Annotated in this window: 11 protein-coding genes; 7 read left to right on the forward strand and 4 right to left on the reverse strand. The window is 59.8% G+C overall.

The window, feature by feature from the left end; translation table 11 throughout:
- Positions 1–19: 19 nt before the first annotated feature.
- The 4 genes from ACR0J8_RS18080 to ACR0J8_RS18095 are packed head-to-tail and all read right to left on the reverse strand — an operon-like array spanning position 20 to position 6,986.
- Positions 20–3,172, reverse strand: a complete 3,153-nt coding sequence (locus tag ACR0J8_RS18080) for a virulence factor SrfB (RefSeq protein WP_480523784.1) — start codon at positions 3,170–3,172, stop codon at positions 20–22.
- Positions 3,172–4,458 carry a hypothetical protein gene (locus tag ACR0J8_RS18085; protein WP_480523782.1) on the reverse strand — a complete coding sequence of 429 codons (1,287 nt, stop codon included), beginning with the start codon at positions 4,456–4,458 and terminating at the stop codon, positions 3,172–3,174. Before ACR0J8_RS18085 ends, ACR0J8_RS18080 begins: the two co-directional genes overlap by 1 nt.
- Positions 4,459–4,467: 9 nt before the next feature.
- A complete protein-coding gene (locus tag ACR0J8_RS18090; RefSeq protein WP_480523780.1) occupies positions 4,468–6,330 on the reverse strand; it encodes a S1C family serine protease in 1,863 nt (620 codons plus the stop codon).
- Complete coding sequence (locus ACR0J8_RS18095; protein ID WP_480523779.1) at positions 6,330–6,986, reverse strand: hypothetical protein; 657 nt, start codon at positions 6,984–6,986, stop codon at positions 6,330–6,332. Before ACR0J8_RS18095 ends, ACR0J8_RS18090 begins: the two co-directional genes overlap by 1 nt.
- Before the next feature lie 228 nt (positions 6,987–7,214).
- Here ACR0J8_RS18095 and ACR0J8_RS18100 point away from each other — a divergent pair, with 228 nt between their 5' ends.
- The 7 genes from ACR0J8_RS18100 to ACR0J8_RS18130 are packed head-to-tail and all read left to right on the forward strand — an operon-like array spanning position 7,215 to position 17,461.
- On the forward strand, positions 7,215–8,264 hold the full coding sequence (locus ACR0J8_RS18100; protein ID WP_480523777.1) for a patatin-like phospholipase family protein: 1,050 nt from the start codon (positions 7,215–7,217) through the stop codon (positions 8,262–8,264).
- 55 nt (positions 8,265–8,319) lie between these two features.
- Positions 8,320–9,387 carry a response regulator transcription factor gene (locus ACR0J8_RS18105; protein WP_170615836.1) on the forward strand — a complete coding sequence of 356 codons (1,068 nt, stop codon included), beginning with the start codon at positions 8,320–8,322 and terminating at the stop codon, positions 9,385–9,387.
- The gene (locus ACR0J8_RS18110) at positions 9,384–10,793 is read left to right on the forward strand and encodes a sensor histidine kinase (protein ID WP_480523775.1); all 1,410 of its coding nucleotides are present in this window, start codon (positions 9,384–9,386) and stop codon (positions 10,791–10,793) included. The genes ACR0J8_RS18105 and ACR0J8_RS18110 overlap by 4 nt, the downstream gene beginning before the upstream one ends.
- 3 nt (positions 10,794–10,796) lie before the next feature.
- The gene (locus tag ACR0J8_RS18115) at positions 10,797–11,354 is read left to right on the forward strand and encodes a hypothetical protein (protein ID WP_480523774.1); all 558 of its coding nucleotides are present in this window, start codon (positions 10,797–10,799) and stop codon (positions 11,352–11,354) included.
- Positions 11,351–13,462, forward strand: coding sequence for a caspase family protein (locus ACR0J8_RS18120; RefSeq protein ID WP_480523772.1), 2,112 nt, complete (start codon positions 11,351–11,353; stop codon positions 13,460–13,462). Before ACR0J8_RS18115 ends, ACR0J8_RS18120 begins: the two co-directional genes overlap by 4 nt.
- A complete protein-coding gene (locus ACR0J8_RS18125) occupies positions 13,452–14,090 on the forward strand; it encodes a hypothetical protein (RefSeq protein ID WP_480891510.1) in 639 nt (212 codons plus the stop codon). Before ACR0J8_RS18120 ends, ACR0J8_RS18125 begins: the two co-directional genes overlap by 11 nt.
- Complete coding sequence (locus tag ACR0J8_RS18130; RefSeq protein WP_480891513.1) at positions 14,087–17,461, forward strand: CHAT domain-containing tetratricopeptide repeat protein; 3,375 nt, start codon at positions 14,087–14,089, stop codon at positions 17,459–17,461. The genes ACR0J8_RS18125 and ACR0J8_RS18130 overlap by 4 nt, the downstream gene beginning before the upstream one ends.
- Positions 17,462–17,525: the final 64 nt, after the last annotated feature.

A 17,525-nucleotide genomic window follows, 5' to 3' on the forward strand; every position in this document is an offset into this window, starting at 1 on the left:
CTCACATCTTCAAACCGGTTCAGACCTGGAACACGCCAGTGTCGATCCAGTATTCATCTTCGAACCCAAGGGTGTGCAGGCGCAAAATGACATCACTTGATTTCATCGCGCCGCCTTCGCCGTCTTCTACCTGATCGATCTCGAACGCCTCGCGCATGGATTCGCGGCGCAGCTTGTCTTCGCTGGTTTCCCCATCGCTGTCGTCAAAGTCGGTCTTGCGCAGTTCGACCCGGATCGGCAGCGGGCGTGACTGGTTGCCGGTATCCGCAAAATCCAGCCGGAACAGCGGCGTAGTTGTCCAGCGGTCCAACGGTAACTGCCGCGATCCGATATAGACTGGCGAATAGAGGTTCACGGTCGCGGTGTCATTGCTGGACCCATCCGTGTCCAGATCGACATCCGAGAACAGGATGCGTTCGTCCGGGATCTGGCCGTTGATGTCCATCTCACCGACAAACCGCGCGGTCGAGCGCATCTGGAACGCGCCGGTCGTGACCTTGAAATTCGGGATACGGTTTTCCGACAGCGCGATCAGCATACCGCCGACCGCAACGGTCGATTTCGGATCGCCGATCTTTTGCGAAACAGGATCCCGGAATGGGTACCAGCGCCCGGTCTTGTACTGGTGCATCGATATCAGCCGGTGCGGTGACACAACCAGCATTTCCTCGACGATCGAGCGGATGGCCGGCAGGCGCGAGGGCCGTCCGGTCAGCAGCACGACATCAACGCCCAGATGGTCGATCACCTCGCACATGTTGCCCAGAACGCGCTGGAATACCTCGCGGCTGATCGCATCGACATCTTCGCGCGAGCTGGTCAGGACCAGATCGGCCAGCCTCCAGTCGCGTGCACCAAGGGCAGCCGCCGCGTCTTCGACATATGACAGGATGTCAGAGCCGACTTCGCGGCCGCCATTCGCATCGGGTGTCGGTTCGGTCGTTGGTGCTTCTGCTACCTCTTCTTCACCTTCAGGCCGATCTTCGGGATCAACCGGCTCGGGCATGCCCAGAATGCGCGCCACGGGCAGGTCGAACCGGTCGAACTCTTCCGAGGTTTCGCAGTGGGCCAGAGTTGCCTCGGCCAGGGGCACAAGCACGCGCAGCGAGAATTGCCGGCGTCGCTGAACGGCCTGCTGATCCTGCCCGCCGATGTCGCCGCCGAACAGCTCGCGCAGCTTCTCGGCCACGTAGACGCCGCCTGCGGCTTCGATGGATTCCTGAATGCGCGGAATGATGATGGCGCTGACCACTCGGTGAACCAGGTCATCACCCGCGATGCGGAACCCCTCGCGGAACGTCTGTTCGGGGTGCAGAACCCGGTTGGCTTCATTCCGGTAGGTGGTGATCATCAGGTCGGTTGTGCCACCACCCACATCAATGCTGGCCAGCCTCAACGACGGTTCCTCGGCCCCCGACGGGGACATGCGGGGCTTGCCCTTGAGGTTGATGAACGTATCGATGCGCCCGTCGAATTTCTGTGTCAGCTCGCTGTAGAGGTAGACAAGCTGGGTACACGACGCTTCGTCCCAGTCCACCATCACCTCGGGCTTGGTCGAATAGGGCTTCTGAGCGCTGTCCAAACCCAATTGCTGCCAGATCAGGCCAAGCGCGCCTTGCGTGCGCGAACGGATGATGGCCTGTTCCTTGATCGGCGTGGCGGTTGGCAGGCTCAGGATGATGCGGTTCAGACGGCGTGGCAGATCCGATTGCGCCCGGCGCGATCGCCCGGCAGGATCGTTGATCTGGATCAGCGCGTGCGCAATGATCTCGCCCATCATGAACCCGAACAGCGAACTGCGCGAGAAGCGTGGCCGGATGGCCGGAGTGCTGGGTGTTTCACCCCGGCGGCGCAGGCGTTGTTCTTCCTCATACCGGACCTGCTTCATCACATCGCCTGCCTCATTGAGGTGGCGCATGGCAGATCGCACCGCCTTGGGCAGGTTGTTTGGGTCCATGTGATTGTGGAACCGCCAGTCCTGCTGCACGGCGGCGCTGTCCCATAGGTATCGTTTCGGTGACGACAGACCGGACAGGGTTTCGGTCCCTTCCTCGCCCTGAACCAGCCGCACCGCTTCGGGGCCGATGCGCACAAAGCTGGGCCACAGGAACGCGTTGCGCCGTCCCGAACGACTGGCATAGCGATCATCGCCGAACCGGACATCGGAAAACTCGACCCGGCTGGGGAACAGACCGCTGTAGTAGAATTCCGGTTTGCTGAGATCGCGGATTTCCAGCGGGAAGGACCGCGCCAGATCGACACGTGTTTCACCCGGAAACTGCTCGATCAGAATGCCGCAGGTCCGGCTGTTGCCGACGTCCAGAACCAGATCGACATTCACCGGTGTAACAGCGTCCCGCTCGCTGACGGTATTGGCAAAACGCACGGTCGGCGGGTTCGCGGTATTCTGTACGACCTGCAGATAAGCCAGGTATCGTGCCCAATGTTCGAACCGGTGCGGCAGGTCCTCTTCCGCGAAACGGCGTCCGGGTCGTTCAGCGCGCTTGAAGTTGATGAACAGCTCTTTCAGCCACTCCGACACCCAGCGCTGATGATCCAGCATGTTGCCGTCTTCGTCCGTTTCGGGACGGCGCAGGAACCATCTCATGTCGTTGGGTTCGGTCACCAGTTTGAAATCGCGGGCCTTTTCGGCATCCGATTTCTCAGGCGCGACGTAATTCATGTCCTGCTGATGATCCACCAACGTGGTGTCCAGCGCGATCTGGATCCTGTGGGTATGCCCGGTTTCGGCGTCCGGTTCGGCCAGTTCGACGGTTCGCATACGCGCCCAGCTGGACGGGCCAGGGTCGAACTGCAATTCACCGGCATGGCCGCGCTGGCTTTTCTGACGCAGGAAAGGCACCGGCACCCATTTGTCCAGAAACGGGTCCAGCGCCGCAGTTGGCCGAACCGAATATTCGTCGTCATCGTCGCGCCGCGCGTCCAGGATTTCGGCGTCGCGCGTGTCATCGCCGGACAGCGGGAACAGGGTCAGAATGTTCTCACCATCCTGCTCGCCCGTGACCCGTTCGATATATCGCAGAGGGCGCATTTCGAGCTTGGAAATGTCAAAGCCGAAATCCAGCATTTGAATTCCCGAGAACGGAATCAGAGTGATTTCTTCGCGCAAATTCGCGAGTTTGCGAATTTGTGGTTTCCGATCCCTGAGCATCAGTTTCCCTTTCCAACTTCGTATTGTTTGGTCCACGCGGGTTGGCCGCTTGTGACTGAACCATTGAATATTTTGGTCTCGACCCCGTCCTTGATACGCAATCGGAAGGATTGCGTGGTGCTTTGGCCGTGGGGGTCAAACAATGAGACTGCGATATTGTACGGTCCATTGGCCGGGGCGTCGAAATACATGCTTTCGATTGCGTTGGGCACGGCCGTACGAATGTCGTGATTGCCGCCGATATCCAGGTTGCCACCGCAAGCCGCGCGATTGTCGTAATTGATGATCTGATTGCCCGGGCACCGCACATCCAGATGTAAGTCCGCAACCGAGTCCCACAGCAACGAAATCGTCAGTTTTCCTTCGCGTGCACCGCGTTCAGCCAGTCTTTCGCTGTCGATATCCGGAACCAGTTGCGCCCGGTCTTTCGGGTCGGGGATCGGCGCTGTTGCCTTGTCAGGCTGACAGGCGCGGTCGGCAATGCCGATGTCTTTCTCGAGGCTGGCGATCCGGTCGCGCAGCCAAAGTGTTCTGCGTTCTTCTTCGGATGCCTCCACGCCCGGCGGCGGGCAGTAACCGGGCAAGCCCGGAATGCGCAGGGCGCAGGCTTCGACCATCAGATACAGGATGGCTGCGATCATCAGCATCAGCAGCAGCCAGCCAAACCACATCAGCCACCAGAGGTTTAACGGACCACGATCAGCCGCCGTGGCCTGCGCTTCTCCGGCGGATGCCGGTGCCGCTGCAGCAGTGGCCGCAGCAACCGCTGCCGCCTTTTCCGTGGCTTTCTTCTGTGCTCTTGCAGCCCCCTCCTTGCCACTCAGGTCGCCTGCAACCGCGGCCTGATTGTCCGAGACCCAGGCCCAGTTCAACAGCACGGGCTGACGTGTTTCGCCATCCGTCAGTACGTAGATGCAACCATCATCGGGATAACGTGTTGCGTTGGACAGGGCTTCGCCAAGCCGCTGCTGGTCCGGGTCGTTGCTGTCCAGCAGGGATTGGCCCAATTCGCGGATGTCCGACAACAGGCCCTGAAGGTCCGCGTCGATGGCGGCGCGCTCCTCCTCTTCGAATGTGTCCAGCCTGTGGGGTTTGCCGCCCGTCACGGCATACCAGTCGAACCGATCCCCGTACTGGGTCGCCACTGGTTCGGCAAACAGGGCGGCGTGACGTTCGCCCAATTTGTCCCGAATCGTGCCCGAGATCAGTTCGAATGACCGCTGCGGTGCCGTTCCCAGCGGGGAAAGCCCTTGCGTCGAAGTATTTGCGAGGAAAGCTTCAAACATCGTTGCGGCTCACTCGGATTTGGGCGTCAGCGCCGGCAGTTTCGGAAGCGCGTTGGTTTCCGGGGCGGGGCTTTCAGGTGCCGCCCCCGACGCCTGTGCGGTTTCCGGCGGCAGCGGGCGCTGAACCTGCGGGGCGCAGGTTTGTGTCACAACGGCGGGAAGCGCGCCTGTGTCGGCAAGAAAACGCATCAGGTCGCCGGTGGACAGCGCGAAATTCAGGCTGCGCATCGGGCCGACTTTGACAAAGGTATTCACGCCAACCAACCGGCCGCACATATCAACCAGCGGACCGCCCGAATTGCCTTTCGATATCGGCGCTGAATGCACAACCACTTTGGTTTGCGGTGGCAGTGTCTGTTCGGCCGATATAGTGCCGTCTGTGACTGCCAATTCCGGAACGGCGGTTCTGTCACCGGACCGGAGTTGTTGGAAATTCGCGTCACTTTGCAGCAGATCACCCGGGTAGCCCGCGGCGATAACGGATTGCAGGCGCAGCGATTCCGCGGAATCCAGCACGTTGAACGAAGGCTGTTGTGCGCCTTGAACACGCAGCAGCGCAAAATCGCCACCCGTGGACTGGAACGGGCCAAATGTCTTGAGAACCTGCGCTTCTCTCAATGAACCGAGCGCATTGTTGGTTACATAAATCGTCGCACCCGGCGACGCGATAACGTGGTGATTGGTGACCAGAAGGTCCGGGCCCACAAAGAAACCTGTCCCGCTGCCCAACCCTTCGGGCGACGGGGCGAGGACCATGGCAGTCCGCTCCTCGATATAGGCAAGCAACGATTTGGTGTCCTTGGGGTTATCGGAATCCTGAATTTTCACGCGCTCCGGATTGGGGGGAAGAATAGAGGTTCTGTCAGCGGGGCGCACTGCGCCGGGTATGTCGGCGCGGTCATTCGGATCGGGCGGCAGCAACCCTTCGATCGTGCGACCGTTGGGCATCAGCAAGGTGCCATCCGCTTCGCAAACCGCGCCATCCAGCGCAAACTGCAGGTCTGCCAGACGCTGTTCCAGCGATTTGTTGGTGCTAAGAACCGCCGCAAGTGCCGCCTCGTCAGTGACCGCGCGGTCTTTGGCAAGGTCCGGGAAAATGCGATTTCCGGGGATCAGCAGCCAGATCAGGGCGCCGCCGGCCAGCAGAAGCAGCAACAGCAACGGCAGCCAGGCCCAAAGCGGCACCCGCTGCGGTGTTGCCGGTGCCTGAGAAGGCGGAGGCGGCGGTGTTGGATCGGCCGTTGCGGCTGCTGCTGCGACCGGAGCCGCCGTGGCTGCTGCTGCCGTTGCCGCCGCGGCTGGTGCCGGGGGCGCCGGGGCAGCAGCCTGTTTCTGCGCGGCCAGTTCCTGCGCTTCGCCTGACGACAAAGGCGGTGCAGAAGGCAGGGGAAGAAAACGCCCCAGAGTTTGCGCATAGTGTTTCGCGCGGGTCTCGGTCTGGCGGCTGGCTCCGGCGGGCAACATGCCCCAGTTGATGATGACCGGTGTTCCGTCCACGGACCAGACATCGTTCATGTCAGGGATATGAAGGGCGCTGCCAATCAGGCTTCCGGTCTGCTCGTTGCCCAAGGCGGCCTGAAGTGGCGCCAGCCTGCGGGTCAGCTCCTGCCCCAGCGCGTTCTGCGCGGCGTCATCCAGACGATTGAACGGCGTCGCATTTCCCTTGATGTCGGTATACCACGACACCGACGGAGCCACCTGATCGTTTCCCCGGCTGAGCAGCGGTTCGGCAAATAGATGCGCCGTTTCCTCACCCCCATGCGCGGTGAGCGCGTCCAGCAGAGCCGGATAGGCCTCAATCGCAAGCTCGTCTCCAGCCTCAAGGCACTGGCCCAAATCGATTTGCGTCTTGGTCAGAAAGTGTTCAGCCATCAGTTGCCCCTTGCGGGTCGGCGGAATTCGACGGTTGTCGAACTGCCGACTTCTGGTTGCGTCACGACACAGCTGGCCGTGCCGGATTCATTCAGTTTACAGCTGCTGCTCAGGCGGTAGATGTATCCGCCGTCGCTGCATTGCAGGTTGCCGGGTTCGTCGATAATCAGCGATCCATCAGCTGCGAACGCGCCGGTCACCGGTCCGGCGCAGCTGTTGCCGTTATCGGCACGCATTTCTTCGCGCCCATTGCCACTGGCGTCGAAACACATGGTCCACTGGTTGTAATCAGTCTTCACGCCGGTCCGTCTGTTGGTGGTCACAAACCGGGAATCCAGTTCCCAGCACCCTTCCAGCAATCCGATACGCTGATTGTCCCAGTCCTGAGGGTCGATCTTGTCGGGTATGGGGGCCAAATCGGGCAGCGTGGCCTGTTGCGGTGCCTTGGGCTCACACTGCAACAATGCAAGCTCGCGTTCGTGCCGCAAAATGCGATCGACCAGTTCCTGGTTTTGTCGTTCGAGTGCCGCCAGCCTCTGTTCAGCCTGCTCGGCCTTGTTGACCGGGCACCAATCCAACCAGGTTCCTGCGACCCGATCATTTGCGCCGCATGCAGGAACAAGCGCAGCGGCAGACCAGGCAACAATCGCGATCAACACACCAGTCGTCAAAAATGCCAACACAGCCCGAAACAAAAGAAAAATAGCCCCCTACAAATTGAAGATAAGTAAACGTGACTCATAACTCATGGTCAACGCAAATCTCAGAATTTGACCAGTTACAGAACTTGTCACACAGCCGCGCTTACAAAAGCTGTCATTTCAAACTTCTAACCGCAGAGCCTACCATTTTAGGCAATGGTAAAATCGTCCGGAGAGTTCGAGATGTTTGACTTTGAAAACACAGCAGGACCAGTTACCGAAAGTTCACTGTTGTCCGTTTCCGGAGGCGGTTTGCTGGGCGTTATCCCGGCTGCCATGTTGCTGCGTATCGAGGCCCTGGGGAAAGAGAAATATGGCCCCCATTATCGCCTGTCCGACAGCTTCGATTCCGTGTCCGGATCCTCGACTGGGGCAGTGATTGCCGCCGGCATCGCGCTGGGCCTTTCCGCTCAGGATATCGCGGATTTTTATTTGCAGGATGTGCCGCGCGGTTTCAAACGGCGCAAGCGGGCTGTACCGCTCTTGCAGGACATCTTCGACGGCGATCTGCTGCACAGCTTCTTCGAACAGCGCACGCAGGGGCGGCTGCTGGACCGCAACGATCTGGAATGCGACCTGACATTGCTGGCCAAAGACCTGCAGCGCGGGAATTCGATCGCGTTTACAACGATTGACTACGGTGTGGACCGCGTATTGTCCGCCGAAATCCGATGCGAAAAACTGCCTCTGTCCGACCTCTTGCGCGCCAGCACTGCAGCCCCCGGTCTGTTCTCGCCGGTGTCCATGACATTGCGCGGCGTGGGCGAGACCCGTCTGGTGGATGGCGGCTTTAGCCTGTTCAATGATCCGTCTTACCTGCTGACCCGTCTGACCCGGGCTCGTGGTGTGCAGCGCATTGCGCTGACCTCGCTGGGTACGGGCAGTTCGCGCCCTGTTTATTCGGGCAATTCCCTGACAGACAAAGTGTCAGTCTTCAGGGCCTTCCGTGGCCTCTTCGGCCTGATCAAGGATGGTGAGGCGCTGTCTCGGGAGCTGATGCGTGATATGGCAGACATGTTAGGTTCGGGATTGCAGCACACCCATTACGACATGAGCCTGACCCGCGACACCTTCGATGCGCTTGGTTTTGAACTTGAGCCCGGTGAACTGCGTAACATGCGTAAAATCGCGGATTTTTCGGGGAAGGAAAGGCTATTTGAAGCAGCGCAACTGTTGGCCGAAGCAACGATTGTTGAGCCTCTGCCGTTGGTTGGAAACCTGCAGGCGGCCTAGGGAATTGACAGTTCAAATCATATCGTCCCCAATCGGAGAAAACGGATAGTACATCATGAATACTGTAGATGTTTCATATTTGGACGGTGTTCCGGAAAAGAAAGCTTCACGCATTGCCATTCTGGATGCGCAAAAGCTGATCATCGGCGACGAGGGTGCGACAGTCACTGTTCTGGACGTTGAAACCCTGACGGATGACCAGGCGAATGAGCGTCTGACACAGGTTGCACAGAACGCGGCACGGGTTCTGGTTCTTTTTTCTCTGTCCCACGGGGTCAGTTTTCGCAATCGCCGGGACGAGCTGATCGCGCTTGGCGCGGACGACGTCATGTCGGCCACCGGGGCGGATGATGAGTTCCTGACACGGGTGCAGGCGCTTCGGCATCAGGCGCAGCCTCCGCGCGTACTGATTGTGGAAGATGAAGAGGAAATCGGAGACTGGGCGGTGGATGTCCTGCGCGAGGCCGGTATGGACGCCATGCGTGTACGCACCCTGAAGGATGCGCAGAACAGGTTCGAAGCCGGACCGGTTGACGCGCTGGTCGTGGACCGCGGCCTGCCGGATGGGGACGGGCTGACCTTCATCTCGCGTTTGCGTGACCTCGGCATCCGAATTCCGGCCCTGTTGTTCACCGCACTGGATTCCATCGAGGAACGTATCCGCGGGCTCGAGACCGCGCGGGCAGATGACTACATCTGCAAACCGGTTCACGAGGGCGAGTTGCGCGCGCGCGTTCAGGTGCTTTTGCGTCCCTTGGTTTCGGAAGAAACGATGGTGTTTGGCCCGCTTGAGATCAGCCGCAAGGACAGGATCGTCCGGTGGCGCGGCGCGCGTGTCGAACTGCGGCCGAAAGAATGCGAAATGCTGATCTACCTGGCCGAGCGCGACGGCCTGCCGATCCCCAAGCGGATGATCTATCTGGACGTTTGGCAAAAGACGTTCATGGATGTCGGCTCGAACCCGGTGACGGCGGCCCGGCACCGGCTGGTGCGCGATTTCAAGTCCGCTCTGGATTCGCGCGGCGAGACGTACCCGGAATTCCTGGAAACCGATGGGGATGCCTATGTTTTCCGGTCCGAAGCATTGCTGCGCATTCCCGCTGATGAAAGCCCGGATCAGTGATCCACCTGATCGGAGAAAACCCGAAACTGTCCCGCATGGTAACGGGACAAGGGCTGTTTTACGCGGCGCTTGGTGTTTTCCTGACATTGGCGGCAATTTTCTGTCTGTCCGTATTCTCGGCGGCAGACAGGGCGGACCGGCAGACCCTAAAAAGCGTCGAAGCGCAGATGCTGCGTATTCTCGAAGACAGTGGCGTAAGTGGGCTGGCCACCGCGTTCGATCGGTCACGCAACATAGTTCTGCCGGGCACCGACCGGCTGGAACTGGCGATCTGGCAGATCAGCGGAGATCGCAGGCGCGTTCTGCTGGAAACAACACCGGGCGCAGCCAGCGCCCTTGAGCACGGGCAGGGACATGCGTCGCTGGATGGGGCCGATTTTGAAACCAGATCGGTTGATGTTGCTGCGGCCTCACAGGACTGGGCGCTGCCCGTTGGGGATGTGGCGCTTGTCTTTGGAATTGAATCGCCCAGTTTCGAAACCCAACGCGCACGTTGGCTGGCGCTTGCCATTGCCGGTGTCTCACTTGTCGTGTGCGGTTTGATGATCCTGTTGCAGATCGCGCATTGGCAACGGTACCGACGCAGTCTGCAACGGGTGAACCGGTTGCTTGAGCGGTATTCTTCGGGCGAGACCGGCATTCGGTTTGAAGATGAAACGCCCGCGCCGGAATTGCGCGAGCTGGGTCGCCAGTTGAACGAAGCGCTGCCCAAGATTGACGGGCTGTTCGCTGATTTGCGTGCCCTGTCCGCCCATCTGGCGCATGAGTTGCGGACACCGCTTCAGAATATTCGCAGCGGCATGCGGAAGCTGCTGAATGCACAAAACGCGCAGGACAGGCAGATTCACGCACAGCGTATCGACATGGGAATAGATGCCGCTGACGCCCGCCTGCAATCCATCATGCAATTGTTCCGGCTTCAGGCCGATGCAGATACCCGGCTGGAACCAGACGTCCCGCTGGGGGATTTGCTGGAAGACCTTGTTTACGATTTCGAAGAAGACCTGCAGGTAAACGGGCGAAGTCTGGTTCAGCACATAGACAAGTCGCTACGTGTCACCGGCAACTCGCATCTTCTGGAACTCATGCTGTCGAACCTCTTGTCCAACGCCGCAAAATACGCTGCCGCAAACAGCGAAATCCGGGTCGAGTTGACCGGGGATGCGACACGGTTCGACCTGAAAATTTCCAATGCCGGGGCCTTGTCGCAAGGCTTTACCGAACACGCGTTCGAGCGTTTCGCGCAAGGTGCCGAGCATTCCGGTATTACCGGGTATGGGTTGGGTCTGGGGTTGGTGAAGGCGATTGTGCAGAAACATGGTTTTTCGGCCAGCCTGGTGGAAGATGCAGACGGCGGGCGGGTCGTTGCATCGGTATCCGGCGCGGCATCGGGCGGGGGAGGGTAGGCCATGATGAAGGCAAAAGTGCTTTCAGTCTTTCTTGTGATCGTCCTGCCAACGGGAATGCAGGCACAACCAGACAGTGCGGCAGCCCGGGTCTCTGCCGGTCTGGTTCTTGCCGACTGGGCCGTATCAACTGAAAACGCGCCGCTGTTGCTAGCCGCGCTCGAGATTGTTTCCGCACACGCCCCCAAAGGCGAAACCGCAACGCAACTGCAAAACCGCTATCAGGCCGAGGCGCGGTTTTTGATGCGAGGGGACAAAGAGCTTGGTGAGCGGTTTGATCGTTTGATTAGCAAAACCTCGCCTGAATCTTTGCGAAACACGGTTTGGATTGTCCCAGGCGGCAGCCGGTTCGAACCGCCACAGGGGCAGGGTGTTGCATCTTTTGCATCCGCCAAAGGCGTGTCAGCGCGGCAAGTGTTTGGTCCGTCGGGGGCGTCCTGCCGACGTGAGGCGCAGAACTGGGACTGTGTGCCTGCAGACCTGCAAGGTCAGCTACAAATCAATCACGTGCCGGGTGGTCCTAACTGGGTCGTTATTGAGACCCGGCCTGTAGAGCCATGATCCGCGTTTTTCTGATAGTAGCCTGCCTTCTGTCGGCAGGTGCCTCCGCAGCTGGGCCTGATCGCAAAGCACTGTTGATTGGCGTGATGAATTACACTGCTGATCTGGCCCGTCTGGGTGGGGCCCTGACCGGACCGGGCCCGGACGTGGCGCTGATGACGCAGGTTTTTGCTGGCAAGGGTGTTCCAATAGAAAAGATTTCAGTGCTGTCGGATTCTCCGGAACTGATTGAAACCGAAGGTGTTTCAATAGGCGCTCCAACACGCGCCAATATTCTGGCCGCGCTGGATCGGTTGGCGGCAGAGGCGCAGGCGGGCGACAAGATAGCGATCTACATGGCGGGCCACGGTGCGCAGATTGCGTCCGGTTCGGACGCATCCGAGGTGGACGGGCTGGATGAGGTATTCTTGCCCTCGGATTTTGCCTTTGATGTCGATGGCGCGCCGGTCAATGTTGTTCGGGATGATGAGATTGGGGCCAGAATAGACCGGATGATCGCCGCCGGGGCGAATGTGTGGCTGATTGCGGATACCTGTCATTCCGGCAGCTTTCGGCGGGGTGAGACAGCCGTTGCGCGCTTAGTCGATCTGAGGCCCGACACGACAGTCAGCCCGGTTGCCGAACCACTGGTGGACCTGTCGAAAGCCAGTACCCTCGCACCCGGTCACTTTACAGGATTCTATGCGGCTGAGGCCGGATCATTGGCCTACGAGTTGAAACCGCCGGGTTCGCCAACGGTTCATGGTCTGATGACATGGGCGCTGGCCAGTGCGTTGCGAAGTGCCGAAGCCCCCACATATTCAGAACTGGCCAGACAGGTTTCCGCGACGCTCTGGGATATTGGCTGGGGGCGTGCAGATCCGCGGTTTGAGGGGGCTTTGGGTACAAAGCCCATGTTTTCTGAGGGTACCGGAGTGTCGGACCGGTTTGCCGTCTCCATTTCGGACCTCGTTGTTGTCGAGGCTGGTGTCATCGATGGCGTTACGACAGATACGGTGTTTTCAGTCGAGGACAGCGATGGCGCCCTACTGTTCGATGTGTCGCCAACGGAAGTGACGCTGACCCAAGCCACCGCCCCGCTTCCAGAAACCACCCGCGCCACACTTGATGAGAAGATCAAAGCCGAGGGTCTGGAACTCGAACAGTTCCGAATGCGCTGGCTTCAGCACCGCGCGCCCCGCCTGGCCGCAAAGGTTTCTTCGCGCCCGACAGATCTTTCGCTGGCAGTGGGGCTGTCGCTGCAATCTGCTGACTCGCAATTTGAGGAGCGGATTGCTCAGATGATCTCGGACCTGCAGCCACGGTTGCGCCTTGATCAGAACGATCCGGACATTCAAATCGTAGCCGATAAGGACCGGTTGGTGCTGCACCCCGTTCCCGACGGTGCGCGCGATGCGTTGTCTGTTCCGTTTGACGCGACCCAATTGCCTCTGCTGGAGCAGATGTTGCAGCGGGCCGCAAAGTCGCGCGCGCTGACCTCGGTTGCGGCGACATTGCAGACCAGCCCCTTGTCGCAAGGGATCACCGCCAGTGCCCGTCGCATCCCCGGTGAAGCAGACGAAGAATTTGTATGTCAGGAGGCTTTGGCGGTTCAGGTTGAGCCTCAGTTCGTACCCCAGGGCATCCTGCAGGTTGGCCACTGTGACACAGTGTTGGTCTCCGTTCACAATCGCAATCCGTGGCCGGTTGATCTGACGCCCCTTTATGTCGCGCCGGACAATCAGGTGTATTTCCTGTCGGGATACAGGGATGCCGAAAAAGGCGGCTGGCGCATAGGGGCAGGAGAGACCGATGCCCTGCGCTATACCGAAGCCACGCGTGGGCCGGATGGGGCAGTGCTGGCTACTGGTCAGATGCGTGTTTTGCTCTTGGCCGAACGCGGCATGCCCGGGTCGGACCCGGTCGATTTTCGTTATTTACAAGACGAACGCGCGCCGCCCGCAACACGGTCTGTGCCTGCCAACTCGTTATCCTCGCTTTTGACCGAAGCCGGATTCGGGCTGGCCAAAACCCGTTCCGTCGGTGAAACTGTTATCAAGCAAAGCGGTGCCGTTATTATTCCGCTGAAAACCGTTGCAGAGGTGGGGGCCGAACGCGGTGCGCAGTAAAGTCAACATTGCGGTTCTGGCTGTTCTGAGCCTGATGTTCCTTGGTCAGGGTGGATCGGCCGTGGCGGCCGACCTGCGCAAAAGCGCCCTGGTTGTGGCAGAATGGGCCGTTGAGGCAAACGAACCGCAGGCCCTTGCCAGCAGTCTGGCTGTGTTGCTTGAGGAAGGCGGCACTCTGGACCCGGAGGATCCGTTCTCGGTCTTGCCTTTGGCCGACGCGCTGCGCGACATGCCCGGAGGAGCGGATTTGATGGACGCGGTTCTCGAAACCGGATCCCGGGGTCAGCTTGGTGGCGCCGCCCGTCTGGACCTGTTGCTTGCGCCCGGACAAACTCATGAAACGGACGTTTTTCTTGTCGGCTCGGAAGTAACGTGGATCGAGGCTCGCTTGTGGCGCGGGTCAGGTGGGGCTGATATCGACGTTGAACTCGTGGGCTCGGACGGAACCAGCATCGCCGCAGACATCAGCCCGCAGACCGGCATCGAAGGGATTGCGGCGCTGGTGGATGTCTGGATCGACAGTTGCGTCAACGCGACGTTGCGGATCACGAATGCCGGCGGCAGTCAGGGGCGCGTCGCGTTGTTTGTTCCACAGTCGCCCCATCAGGATTGCGAGGCGCCGGGTTGACTGGCATCCGCCTGCCCGGCGCTGTCTTCGCGCTTTTGCTGGCTCTGGCCCTGCCGGTCGTCGCCCAGAACCAGAACTCTGCCGAATTGGAAGCGCTGCAAAACAGAGCCGGTCAGGCCTTCGTTGCACAGGATCATGCCACGGTCCGGGAACTTGTCAGGCAGATGGAACCCATGATCGACCGGGGCCTGCGTACCGAAGGGCGGAACGGGGTCGCGCAATATGGGATACTAGGAGAAATCCTGTTCGGCATCGGCGACAGGGAAGACGCATTGCGCGCCTACACCAAATCGGTCGACGCAGCCCGGATTGAGGGTCTGTGGCTTCAGCGAGACGGGCTGTATGTCCGCTATGAATACGGAAGTCTTCTGCAACTGCTCGGACACCACGAAAAAGCGCTGAGTGTCAGCTCAGAGCTGCTGCGGGATCTTGAACAACTGGGTTTCTTAAACAGCGCTGCGGGATTGGATACCGGTATTCTGGTTGGCGCAATTCTTCTGGATACAAACCAGCTGGATGGCGCCCGGCAAATGTTTGAAAACATGGTCGGGATCGCGCGGGAACACGACACGGAAGGCCGCAAGCTGCAAGTGGCATTGAACGGTTTGGCCAATACCCTGAACGCGATGGAAGCCTATGAAGCAGCGCTTGAACCCACACGTGAAGCGTCTGAACTGGGCAAAAGATTAAACGCGGTTGACAGCGAGTCCCACCTTTACGCGCGGCTGCGATACGGAATTGCGCTGGAGCGTGTTGGCAGACTGGATGAGGCGCGATCCGTTACTGAGGACGTTCTTGCCTCGGCGCAGGGCAAACTGCCTCAGGGGCACGAGATTATTCAATGGGCGCGCCGAACGCTGGAGGATATCGAACGCGCGGAGGGGCGGAAGTTCGCAGCCCGCGAGTTGAACCGGCAAATTTCGGATGATGCCTTGTCCAGCGAGGATCCTGCTCAGCGTCTTGCTGCGCTGCTGGCGCTGGCCGGACATGATTTGGCGAATCTCGAGTTCGAGAGTTATGAGGCCAAAATGATGGCGGCGCTTGAACTGATCGTCTCGGACCCGGGTGCGGTCCCTGAAAGACAAAAGGCCCAAGTCTACTTCGCAGTGGCCGATCACCTGGTGAATTTCCGCCAGAACTTCAAAGGGGCCAAGCCGCTATATGCCCGATCCATCGATATCCTGACGCGTGAACTGGGACCGGATCACCGCGAAACCCTGCAAGTCCGGGCCCGCAGGTTGCAGGCCAAGGACAAGGAAATTCAGGCCAACGTCGCATTGGACCGGCCCAAGGAGGAGCTTGCGTTCTGGGATGGAACAGAGGCGGGAAAGGCACCCACGGCCTCGGATCTGGAAATGCTGCGCCGACTGGCCGCCGCAGAGGAGGCGCAAGGCACGCGGCTTGAGGCTTATGCATCAGAACTCAACTATGCCTTTTTCCTGCAAGAAGCCGGACAAATTGAAACCGCGCTGGCAGTCATAAGAAACCAGATCGAAAAGCGGGAAGGAGAACAGCGGACGGGTTCCATACCCGATCTGGACATCAACTACCGATTGGTGGACGCGCATGGGTCGGCACTGCTCAAAGGCGGGCAATTCTCTGCTGCGGCAGCCGTCTTCCAAAATGGAACAGTCGACCTGTTGAACTATCTGCGCGGGTTTCAATGGCTGGAAGGGATAGCGGGCGGGGCAAAAGTATACCTGATTGGCCAGGTGTATGGTGAGTTGTTCGCCTCATCAGCGCTCAAGGCTGCCGAAACCGGCAGTGAGCAGGAGAAGAACCGCTATGTTCAGATGGCCTTTGAGGCCATGCAACTGGCGGGTTACGGCCCCGCCTCTGTCGCTGTGGCCCGTGCGGCGATCCGGGACAAGGCGCAAAACCCCGATCTGGTGCAACTTGCGGCGCAATGGCAGAATGCGACTTTGGCCCAGCGGGTCGGGAACGATGTTCAGAATTCGGATCTGGACCGTCTGCGGTCCCGGATGTCGGCGCAGTTTTCCGAATACTTCGAATGGCAAATCCCTGCGCCGCTGACGATGAGCCATATCCAGCGCGAGGTAATCGCGCCGGATGAGGCTGTGATCATGATCCTGACAGCCACAACCCAGAGCGCGCTTAAGAAAGGGATCAAAGGGCTGGTTCTTGCCGTGACCCGGGACGGCGCGGCGATGGTTGAATTGCCTCAGAAGTGGAACGTTCTGGTGCAGGACATACTTGATCTCCAGCGTACGCTTGACCCGAAGTCGCCAGAGCAGATGGCCCAATTGCGGGCGCCGCTTGCCAACGTGCAGGGCGCGTCGGGCGCCGAAGCGACGCGGTATGCCGCCCCGTTTGCTTTCGATGCCGCAGAACGACTGCACAAGACGTTTTTCGGATCGCCGGAAATAGCTGATCTGATTGGTTCCAAGTCGACCTGGACGTTGGTCCCCTACGGTGAAACGCTGAGCATACCTTTCGCGGCCCTGATCGTGGATGACCCGGGCCGACATTTGCAGGACCGTCGCACCGCAGGGGACCTGCGCGAAATCCGCTGGTTGGGGCATGAGCGCGCGCTGCGGGTTGTGCCGTCCGTCGCGGCCCTTGAAAACCTGCGAAAACGTCCCCGGGTCCCCGAGCAACCAGCCTCCAGGCTGGCATATGTCGGATTTGGCGACCCTGCGTTTCAGGGGGCGGAACTGGCGGCCTTGCCTCAGACAGACGTCGTTATGCGCGGATCGGTCTCGCAACGAGCAACCGCAGTACGCGCGCTTCCGCGTTTGCCGGGCACCCGGCGCGAAGTTGAAACGCTGGCAGGGTTGTTCGGAGAGACCCGCAGCGACATTCGGTTGGGTTCCTCAGCAAGCGAAGCGGAAATCGTTGCGCTCAACAACCAAGGCAAACTGGCGCAGGCGCAAATTCTGCATTTTGCAACGCATGGGTTGTTGTCGGGCGCGTTCGAAGGGTTGGCCGAACCCGCATTGGCGCTGACGCCAGACGCGACTGCCCCGGCGCAAGGAAGTTTCACTGGCGATGGCCTGTTGACCGCCTCCGAGGCCGCGCAGCTCGATATTGGCGCTGACTGGGTCATTCTGTCGGCCTGCGACACAGCAGGGGAAGATTCCATCGGCGGCGAAAGTCTGGGGGGGTTGGTTCAGGGCTTTTTCTCGGCTGGCGCGCGCAATATGCTTGTCTCGCATTGGCGCGTAGATGATCGCGCCGCCGAGGCGCTGATTACTCGCACCGTGACCGCCTCGGAAAATCAGACCAGCAAGGCCGAGTCGCTGAGGCAGGCGATGCAAGCTCTTTTTGACGACACGAGCCGCGATCAGACCCAACTGCCCAATTCCCACCCGTCGATCTGGGCCCCGTTCCTGATGATTGGCGCAGGCTGACAGATGACCTGCGCCACAAAAGAGAACGGGCCACCTGATCAGGCGGCCCATTTGCTTTTTCTGG

It is taken from the genome of Ruegeria sp. N11, from assembly GCF_056531525.1.